The following is a 10,015-nucleotide window of genomic DNA, read 5'->3' on the forward strand; positions in this document are numbered from 1 at the left end:
TAAAAAGGATTGTGGGGGCAATCCTTTTTATTCTAGATAGTTTGATTACTTCTTATAGAGTTCACTTCGATGCCAATCTAAATATCGGCATGTCTTAGCAGAAAAAGATCCTACATTGCACTTTTTCAAACCAAGTTGAGAGAAGACTTGCGGTTTAAGTTGCGGACTAACCATCATGTCACCATTGTCAGCAAAGCTTATCCACCCCTTATCAAACAAGTGGTCAACGTGTGGTGCAAGCATTAATCCATTGTAGGGATCCAATCGTTCTAAATTGTTCGATTCACTCCAAGGTTTAATATGGCTAGCTTTTAAGAATGTAGTATCACTAATTTTTGTTACTCGACATATTGGCTCTAATTTTATGACGTCTTTTCTAAATGCTCCTTGACCAACTCGGGAGGATATTAGGCGTTCTTTTTCTGTTGTTGTTAGGTTTTTGTCCTCTTCGATGAGATTTATTTCTTCTTGTTCAGCAACAACATCACGACAAATGAATGATTCAGCAAAACTTTCGGTTTCAGTTAAGGATAAGAGTAATAAACCTAATTCATCACTGATTTCTGCTAAGTAACAACTTTGCATGCCAAAGCCCGTTTTAGGACTAATGGGGAAGTGTTTTGCATTCAATAAAGGGGCTAATTGATTGATATAATCAGAGGGTTTGATTTTGTGTTTTACCTCATGAAATTTAACATCAACTTTCCAACCATCTTTATTCCAAGCGTCTCCCGCTTTACCGAATTCATTTGGTTTTTCTGCTGAATAAGCTATACCCTTTGCAACACCATAAGCCTGAATAACAGATGAATAGGAAAAAATAATATCTCCTTCTCTAACCTTAAGTAGATTGTCATAGGGAACATTTCTTGCGCCATTTGATTTGGTTTTGGGTGCCCAAATGTAATTATTTTCTCTTTCTTGCTTACCAGTTTGTTTGTGATTTACCCAGAAGAAACGTTTTTTCATGGGATACTCGCTTATTGGAGAAGAAGGAGTAATAGTTTAACTTAGTTGAACAGGTGAGTGGAACGAGTAAAGAGACAATAACTATATTATTTATATAGTATTTAATGAGTAAGATTAAATATGAGAAATGATAAAGAAGTGAAAGCCCTAAAAACCGCATCCTCCCGAATACAGTCTTTAGGGCAAAACTATTAATTACGATTGATTAATGTTGCCCAATCCCCCGCAACTTAACCCCAGCATAAATCTGCAATACCCCATACATCAAAACAATCGCCCCGAGCCAAATGGTGGTAATCACCAATCCAACGATTGGTTGTGCCATCAACAACGCGCCCAGAATAATCGCCAGCGCACCGCTGAGGATAATCATCCATTCTCCCTGAATCTGGTTACGAACCTGAATAGCAAACAGAATGCGGTAAATACCACCAATAATTAGCCATACTGCTAAAAAGATCATCAGAATGCTGGCAGTGGCTGCCGGGTTATAAAGGGCTAGCACACCAAAAATGATGGAAATAACCCCATAACCAAATAACCATCCTTTAGAAACCACAATTCGGTTAGTAAACAGCGAAACAATAGTAATTACCCCTTCCAGCAGGGCAAACAGACCAATGGCCCAGGCCACCGATATTGCGGTTGATAACGGAGCGGTTAATGCAGCAATACTAAATAAAATGGCAATCACGCCATAAATAATTAATACCCACCAGTTTCGGGAGAGTACTCCCAATATTTCCTGTCTCATATTTATTCCCCATATCATTCAGATGGTGATATTCAATTTATGTAGTGAGTTATGAATAGCTACATCAATAAATATAGGCCTGATTGCATCAGGCCGTTTACCACATGATGTTATTTAAAATATGCGAATATCAGGAGGGCAGACTAATTCAGGTTTGCATGGTGTTTCTGTAATCCAATCAACGTATTTAACGCACGATCGGCATCTTGTTCCGGAACAAAGATATGATCGTGATAATAGGCCGCCACAACGTTGGCACTGATATTGTTATCCGCTAAAGCTTTAGACACCGCAGCAGTTAGGCCTACAGCCTCAAGGCTTGAGTGCACTGTTAAGGTGATCTGGCGGAAAGTACCACTAAAGGTCAACTGATGAGCTAATGCCGTTTGTTGAGTAATAATCAGCGTTATGCCTTCCTGTTCCACAAACAGCCCTTTGGGTTTGAATCTGAAAAGCTGTTCGGAAAACGCTTCCACTACGGTGCAAAACACGTAAGTTTCACTGCTTAATGCTGGTGACATGGAAGAGAGCAGAGTGCTAAGTTGTTTAATTGGTTGCATAGATATTCTCCTTAATTGCCAGCAGGATAGAGATATTATTCGGATATGGGTAATTAAACTTTTTACTCGGGGATTAGGATAACTTATGGCTAAAATCATATTCTAAAATAATCATAACTATAATCTCTGCTTTATTATTACCTGGTTAAATTATTTCTATATATCAAGCGATAAGAAAACGAAAATTATGTCAAGGATGTGTAAAGCACATTGACGGAGAAATGCCTTAGTATATTTTGAATCGCGTAGAGGGCATTTTCTCACTAATAAGGAAATATGATGAAATTAAAAGCTATTGTTATCGGACTATTTAGCGCTACATTATTAACCGGTAGTTTCAGCGCATTTGCTGAGTCAGATAATGCACCGCAACCTCAGGATGCGCAGCAGAGCGAAAGGTATTCTGATGGTAAGTCGGACGACCGTAAAGACAAGCGCGATAACAAACGTTCTGATGCCAACAAGGATGAGCGTAAAGAGAAAGGCGACCGCCCGGACAGAAATTCAGAGGATCGTAAAAATAAAGGCGACAAACAGCGTCCGGATGCTAAATCAGAAGATGGTAAAGAACGGGGTGATAAGCAGCGCTCTGACGTAAAACCGGAAGATCGTAAAGCAAAGGGCGATAAAAACTCTTCTGAAGAACGTAAAGCTAAGGGTGACAAAAAGCGTTCTGATGGCAAGAAGGGCGACCGTAAAGCTAAAGGCGACAAGCAGAGCTCGGATGCAAAGCCAGACGATCGTAAAGACGATTGATTGGTAAGTGTTCATCATGATGTTAGTAAAGGGGCGAAAGCCCCTTTACTGTATTTAGCGTATCAATATTCCCGACTGGAAACCTTTCTCCATAAGATCAGATCTTCATCTCTCAAATGATAATGAAAATAATTATCATTATGTGTTGTTAATTAACCTATTGTTTGATTCAATAAAACGCGATGCTGAGGATAAAGACTCATGTCTGATGTTTAGTTTTCCTCTGCAGCGCAACAGTTGATATTTAGGCAGGATCAATCAAGGAAACGAATAATGAACAACAAAAAACTGTTGGCAGGGCTGTTACCTATTATGATGGTGGTGGGTACAGCAAATGCGGCCGAACTCTATAACAAAAACGGTAACAAGTTAGACTTCTCGGGACAAATCGAAGGTAATCACTACATCTCTGATGATAAAGGCGAAGACGGCGATAACAGCTTCGTTCGCTTTGGTATTCGTGGTGAAACACAGGTTACCGAACAAATTATTGGCTATGGTTACTATCAAACTGAGCTGACAGCCAGCTCAAGTGAAGGCAGCGGTGACAATAGCTCTACCACCCGCTATGCCTTCGCTGGTATTAAATTTGGTGATGCAGGTTCTCTCGACTACGGTCGTAACGATGGGATCCTGTATGACGTTGGTGGCTGGACCGATGTTCTGCCTGAGTTCGGTGGCGACTCCTATCAGCAAACCGATGTCTTTATGACTCAACGTGCTGGTAATCTGGCTACCTATCGTAATAAAAACTTCTTTGGCGCCGTTGATGGTCTGGACTTTGCCGTTCAGTATCAGGGCCGTAACGACTCCGGAGACCGTAATAAAACCGATCGCAACGGCGACGGCTGGGGTATGTCCACCACCTATGATTTAGGCATGGGGCTTTCTGTTGGTGCTGCTTATGCTTCATCTGACCGTACTTATGACCAGTCGCAAGACCACCTTGGCGATCGTGCTAACGGTGTAAGTGCTGGTGTTAAATATGATGCTAATGATGTGTATCTGGCTGCTATCTATGGTCAAACCTACAACATGAACCTGTATGGTGACGATTTCGTTGCTAACAAAACTCAAAACGTAGAGCTGGTGGCTCAGTATCAGTTCGACTGTGGTCTGCAACCGTCGCTGGCGTGGGTTTACTCTAAGGGTAAAGACCTGGGGCATGACATAGGTGGCAAAATTTACGATAGCGAAGAGCTGGTTAACTATATTGATGTTGGTGCCAACTACCACTTCAATAGCAACTTCACAGCTAAGGTCGACTATAAGATCAATATGCTTGATAGCAGCACTTTCACTGAGAAAGCTGGAATATCGGCGGATGATATTGTATCGGTGGCGTTTGTTTATCAGTTTTGATTGATGGGCTGCTTGCTGGTGGGTTGGTGAGTGGCTGGAGTTTGAGGAAAGGCGCGATATGCGCCTTTTTTTATAGTTTTTAGACTGAGTTATCTTTGATGCTAATTTTGCGGATAAGAGTCATAAGCGAAGAAAAATGGTTGCCAGTATTTAACATCCTTCAGATAATCAGTGCTTATATAAAACTAAAAAAAATTAAATGTATATGAGAGAATTATTTTTTAAAATTCTGGACTACAAAGGGAATAATTTATTTAAAGATGAGTTAATTCCCTGGCTTAAGGAAAATGAAAACTATTATTCTAATTTCATGAAGCAAGTTAGCGAATTGACTGCGGATATAGATAATATTTCGCTTATACCTGATGAAGTTTCATGGGAACTATATGCACTCTCGCGTGTATTAGATTGTTTAACAGAGAAATTTCAATATAAAGAAGACATTAGTTTTGATAAAAGTGCTATTCCTTTATCTCAAGCTCAATATATCTATTTTGCTCAACGTCTTGGACTAACGGCAACGGAGTCTAAAGTATTTAGCACTTTCTATTGTGAAATAATAAGAGCTGAATGCAGTGAATCAAATTTCGATATATTGGATACTCGCTATCCTGCTTTAATGCTCGGGCATTTGTTAATTCACAGAGGAGGAGTGATTATTAGCATGTCTCCGTCGATGTTTAATCTCGAATTGGTTAACAATGCAGAAATCTACTGGGCATACTTGAGAGCTCATCGTGAGTCACATGATTTATCTAAAGGTTGGGGTTCTAATTCTCAATGGCGAACACGCTTTCGTTTTGATTTCGAGTGCCCGGATGGCTTCCTTTATAATGCACAGGGTGATGTTGATTTAAATCAGAAGTCAGACGCAGCTTTTGAAAGGCTTAAGGAATATGATTTATCGTTGGCAGAAGCTGAGGAATTGACTATGTATCGGCATTTTATTACTTGTACAAAAAAGGGTGGTGATGTTTTTCCTTATGACTATAAGTTTTTTGATGAAGTAGGTGTTTTGGACGACCCATTGCGACATAAAACTGCCACATGAAAACTTTGTTTGATTTACGTGTGCTTGGTTTTTTCGATAGGGTTGGAATTAAGATACTTAGCGTTTGGCAACATTGCTTGTAGTTCGAATGTGTGATTTTTTGTCAGAACGACTAGTGTCACATCATAAGTTTCACCTTTAATCGTATGTATTGTTGATAGCTAAATATGAAAGTCATCTTCATGATTTAGGGTGTTATCCTTCAACGAAATCAGCGGACTTGCTTGTTTCGTTTATCCGGCTTCATAGCGGATACTATGACATGTGATGTAACCCTAAACGTTCTAAAAGGTCTATTAACCTGCTTTAATCTTTCTATCGCAATAGCTTCCAACAAGGCCATTGTTTGTTCAATAAACTAATTAATTCTTGTTTTATCAATCATATTCCTAATCTAATTCTATGATAATTGTTGATTAGACCAATATCCTGTAATTAATGATTTTTATTATCATATATATAAAATTAATCAACATTTTTGATTAAATGTCTTTTTCTGGTGAGCTGAAATCATCATTCATTTAATTTTTTTGTAAAGAAATAAAAATCCATTAAACAATGCTTTTTTGTTAATTATTGATTTGGTAGAGAGTTTTTGAGTGAAACTTAGAGTATTTATAATCAACCTTATTTTTGGCTTCTAATAGGAGTTGTTTAATGAATATCATCGACCGCTTTATTGCTTATACAAAAATTAATACTACAACCAATCGTGAAAAGGGGGCAGCAGGTATTATGCCCTCTTCAGACGGGCAGATGGTATTAGCGCAGAAGGTCGCGGAAGAATTACGGACATTAGGCATGGAGAATGTTCAGGTAAATGAGCGGGCGATTGTTACCGCACTATTACCTTCTAATGTCGATTATTCGCTACCAACGGTGGCGTTTTTTGGCCATCTGGATACTAGTGCTGAACACACTGGTGATGCTCATGCTCAGATTTTGCCTTATTCAGGCGGCGATCTCTGTTTGAATAAAGAGAAAAATATTTTTCTGCGCCAGAGCGAATTTCCTGAGCTGGCGGACTATATCGGTGATGAACTGATTGTTACTGACGGTACCAGTCTGCTCGGTGCTGACGATAAAGCGGCTATCGCATCTATCGTTAATGCGGTTCAATATCTGATTGGACACCCTGAAATCAAGCATGGACCGGTAAAGGTAGGTTTTGTTCCCGACGAAGAACAGGGATTGCGTGGGGCTAAAGCCTTTGATGTACAGGCATTCGGTGCAGATTTCGCTTACACGCTTGATTGCTGTGGCGTTGGTGAACTGGTTTATGAGAACTGGAACGCTGGTGATGCGGACATTATTTTTAATGGTCAGTCAGCACACCCGATGTCCGCCAAGGGAAAACTGAAGAATTCGCTGCTTATGGCTCATAAGTTTATTGCCATGTTGCCGGGAGGCGAAGCACCGGAGTATACCGAAGGTCGTGAGGGTTACTACTGGGTTAAGCAAATGCAGGGCAATAGCGCCAGGACTGTATTGAAGATGGACGTCCGCGACTTCACTGAGCAAGGTTACCGTCAGCGTATGGAATTTCTCGGTAAACTGGCGGAAAACTGCGCTGGATTATGGGGAGAGGGCAGTGTGGTTTGCAATCTGGCAGATCGTTACGCTAACGTTTATAACAGTCTGCAGGGAGAAAATCGCTTCCCAATTGATATCGCTCTGGCAGCTTATCAGGCTTGTGGTATTGAACCGAAAGTCATCCCAATGCGCGGCGGTTATGACGGAGCGGCACTATCGCAAAAAGGCCTACCTTGCCCAAATCTGTTTACCGGGGTGCATAACTTTCACTCCATCTATGAATATCTGCCGGTGAAATCACTGCAGGCTGCAAGCAACGTAGTGATCGAAGTCATTAAGCAAACCCATAACCGTTTCGCCCAAGGAAGTGCTCAATGATTCAGATTATTATTGCGTTACTGGTCATCGTTGTAGTCGCCCGGTTAATTTTAAAAGGTTATAAAGCAGAGCCTGTATTGCTGGCGGCAGGCCTGCTGCTGATGTTTTGTACGCTTGTGACCGGTTGGGGCGAGCTGTTACCTAAATCGGTAAAAAGTACCGGTATCAGCTGGTTTGATCCTTTTGAGGTCACTAAGTGGCTGTTCAGTACCCGGGCTGCCGATTTGGGCCTGATGATTATGGCGTTGATGGGTTTTGCCCATTATATGGACCATATTGGTGCCAATGATGCGGTAGTCAGGGTTGCCACCAGGCCATTACGCAAGCTGCGTTCACCTTATATTCTATTGTTTTTCTCCTACCTGTTAGCCAGCGTATTACAGTTAGCGATCCCCTCTGCTACAGGTTTGGCGGTATTGCTGATGGGCACGATGTTCCCGATTATGTTAGGCCTTGGGTTGTCTTCCGCTTCTGCAGCAGGGGTTATCGCCACTTCATTAGGCATTGCCTATACGCCGACCGCTATTGATGCTATTCGAGGCTCACAGGCGGCAGGGATGGAAGTAGTACAATATGTATTAAATTATCAGGGGCCTGCGGCAGTAGCAACGGTACTGGTTGTTGGTATTACCCATGTATTTTGGCAACGCTATTGCGATAGCAAGCAGGGATTAGTTGCAGAATTACCTGACGTTGAAGAGCAGACCGGTAAGAATGCTCCGGGCTTTTATGCTCTATTGCCGATGTTACCTATCATTATGGCAGTGGGGTTCTCGCCGATTTTTGTCTCCGGCGTCAGGTTACATGTAGTGACTATCGTACTGATCGCCATGTTTATCTGCATGATAATAGAACTACTGCGATTACGGGATTTTAAACAGGTTAGCGCCGGTTTTAATAAGTTTCTCGGCGGAATGGGCAGTGCTTTTGCTAATGTAGTCGGCCTGTTGGTAGCCGCCGGGGCTTTTGCTCATGGCATCATGAGTATCGGCGCTATCGATCAAATGATTCTAATGGCAGAAGCGGTTGGATTACCGCCATTTGCTATGGCAATTGTATTTGCTATCGTTACGTTGGCTGCGGCAATCATTATGGGCTCTGGTAATGCGCCGTTCCTGGCCTTTGTCGAGCTTATCCCTAAGATTGCCGAATCAATGGGGGCTAACGCTACGGCGATGATCCTACCAATGCAACAAGCATCTCACATGGGACGGGCTATGTCGCCGGTTTCCGGAGTAGTGATCGCCGTTGCCAGCGGTGCTAAGCTGCAGCCGTTCGAGGTGGTAAAAAGAACTTCAGTACCACTGTTGATTGGATTAGTGGTTCATACGCTGATTATTGGTCTGTTCTATTAAGGTTTTATAAAAGCGAAATGGCGGCCATGTTTCCTGCCGCCGTTTTTGATTATTCAATTAATCATTACCTTGATAGTGAGCATGACTAGCACAAATCATCTCTGCTATTTTGCGATCGTTGCATTGCTGAATTTCCCAATGTTGGCATTGATTAAAGTGGCTAAAACTATTAAGTGCAGATATTAGAGAAAGAACAAATGCGTCAGGTTTGTTGAATCGCTTTTCAGTAAATAAATTATAGATAATAAGCGTACGATTTTGTCGGTCGGCTTTAGCATCCATTCGCCCGACAAATTCACCCTGCCATAGAATTGGCAGGCAAAAATAACCAAATTTTCTATCTTGAGGCTTTAGGTAACATTCAAGTTGATAATCATAATCAAACAGATTTTTGAGACGTTTACGCTGGATGACGAGATTATCAAAGGGAGAAAGAATTTTTACATCGGCTTTTGGCACGTTTTTATTAAGCAATTGCAGTGCTTCTTTGTCAGCATAATAATCGTTTTCGCCCAGCTGTAATTTGATGATGTCCCCAGCCTCAAGCATGTGTAATAACTCTTGCCGGATGGCCCGCTGCATACCCTGACGTAAATAGCTAAACTCAGATTCACTACCTAAACCGTTAGCCTGTAAATAACGTTTAATCAGATACTGAGCATATTCAGCTTGGGTAGGTAGGGTAGTATCAATATGGTTAGGTAATACCCGTTCAGTCAAATTGAACACTTTTTGAAATCCAATACGCCGTTCAATCATCAGCTCACCCTGTAGAAACAACAGCTCCAGAGCCGATTTGGCAGGCTTCCAATCCCACCAAGGGCCATTTTTGTGGCTTTTATCTTCGAAGTTTTTTGATTGTAACGGGCCTTCGGCCTTAATGCGGGCAAGCACTTCAGCCTTAATCTTCTTGGCCTGAGGATGCCAGGGCTTTTCATGTTCCGTCATATGAAGCATTTTAATGCGGCAATAACGGAAGTCTTCTATTGGCAGGTATGCAGCTGCATGTGCCCAATATTCGAATACTTTACGTTGTTGTTGAAGAGAATCTAAAATATCGGGTTTATAGCCGCTAACGCGATTCCATAGCGTGTGATGATGAGCCCGTTCAATACGAGAAATCGTATCAATCTGTATATAACCAAGTTGATTGATAGCTGCTATCGTCGCCTTCTCGGCACTTTTGTGAGAAATTGTTTTCGGAAGCGCCTGGCTCAGTAACACGATTTTCCTGGCTTGTTTTAGTGATAACGTATCAACCATAATAAATCCTTATATACTCTTTCCGGACTATGGA

The 10,015-nt window shown here is 41.5% G+C and carries 9 protein-coding genes; 5 read left to right on the forward strand and 4 right to left on the reverse strand.

Going from position 1 to position 10,015, the window contains the following annotated elements; genetic code table 11:
* Positions 1-45: 45 nt before the first annotated feature.
* From GOL65_RS15825 to GOL65_RS15835, 3 genes are all read right to left on the reverse strand, one after another.
* Positions 46-969: an HNH endonuclease gene (locus tag GOL65_RS15825; RefSeq protein WP_140919625.1), complete on the reverse strand. Its 924-nt coding sequence runs from the start codon at positions 967-969 to the stop codon at positions 46-48.
* A gap of 205 nt (positions 970-1,174) precedes the next feature.
* Positions 1,175-1,723: an HdeD family acid-resistance protein gene (locus tag GOL65_RS15830; protein WP_140919626.1), complete on the reverse strand. Its 549-nt coding sequence runs from the start codon at positions 1,721-1,723 to the stop codon at positions 1,175-1,177.
* A gap of 143 nt (positions 1,724-1,866) precedes the next feature.
* On the reverse strand, positions 1,867-2,283 hold the full coding sequence (locus tag GOL65_RS15835; protein ID WP_140919627.1) for an ACT domain-containing protein: 417 nt from the start codon (positions 2,281-2,283) through the stop codon (positions 1,867-1,869).
* Between the two features lie 276 nt (positions 2,284-2,559).
* Here GOL65_RS15835 and GOL65_RS15840 point away from each other — a divergent pair, with 276 nt between their 5' ends.
* From GOL65_RS15840 to dcuC, 5 genes are all read left to right on the forward strand, one after another.
* Positions 2,560-3,039, forward strand: a complete 480-nt coding sequence (locus tag GOL65_RS15840; RefSeq protein WP_140919628.1) for a hypothetical protein — start codon at positions 2,560-2,562, stop codon at positions 3,037-3,039.
* Positions 3,040-3,312: 273 nt separating this feature from the next.
* Positions 3,313-4,401, forward strand: coding sequence for a porin (locus tag GOL65_RS15845; RefSeq protein ID WP_140919629.1), 1,089 nt, complete (start codon positions 3,313-3,315; stop codon positions 4,399-4,401).
* Between the two features lie 205 nt (positions 4,402-4,606).
* Positions 4,607-5,452 carry a hypothetical protein gene (locus tag GOL65_RS15850; RefSeq protein WP_140919630.1) on the forward strand — a complete coding sequence of 282 codons (846 nt, stop codon included), beginning with the start codon at positions 4,607-4,609 and terminating at the stop codon, positions 5,450-5,452.
* Between the two features lie 657 nt (positions 5,453-6,109).
* Positions 6,110-7,363, forward strand: coding sequence for a peptidase T (gene pepT / locus GOL65_RS15855; protein WP_140919631.1), 1,254 nt, complete (start codon positions 6,110-6,112; stop codon positions 7,361-7,363).
* A complete protein-coding gene (dcuC, locus tag GOL65_RS15860) occupies positions 7,360-8,718 on the forward strand; it encodes a C4-dicarboxylate transporter DcuC (protein ID WP_140919632.1) in 1,359 nt (452 codons plus the stop codon). The genes pepT and dcuC overlap by 4 nt, the downstream gene beginning before the upstream one ends.
* A gap of 57 nt (positions 8,719-8,775) precedes the next feature.
* Here dcuC and GOL65_RS15865 read toward each other — a convergent pair whose 3' ends face one another.
* Positions 8,776-9,981 carry a winged helix-turn-helix domain-containing protein gene (locus tag GOL65_RS15865; RefSeq protein ID WP_140919633.1) on the reverse strand — a complete coding sequence of 402 codons (1,206 nt, stop codon included), beginning with the start codon at positions 9,979-9,981 and terminating at the stop codon, positions 8,776-8,778.
* Positions 9,982-10,015 lie beyond the last annotated feature (34 nt).

Source organism: Limnobaculum xujianqingii (assembly GCF_013394855.1).
Classification (GTDB): Bacteria; Pseudomonadota; Gammaproteobacteria; order Enterobacterales; family Enterobacteriaceae; genus Limnobaculum; species Limnobaculum xujianqingii.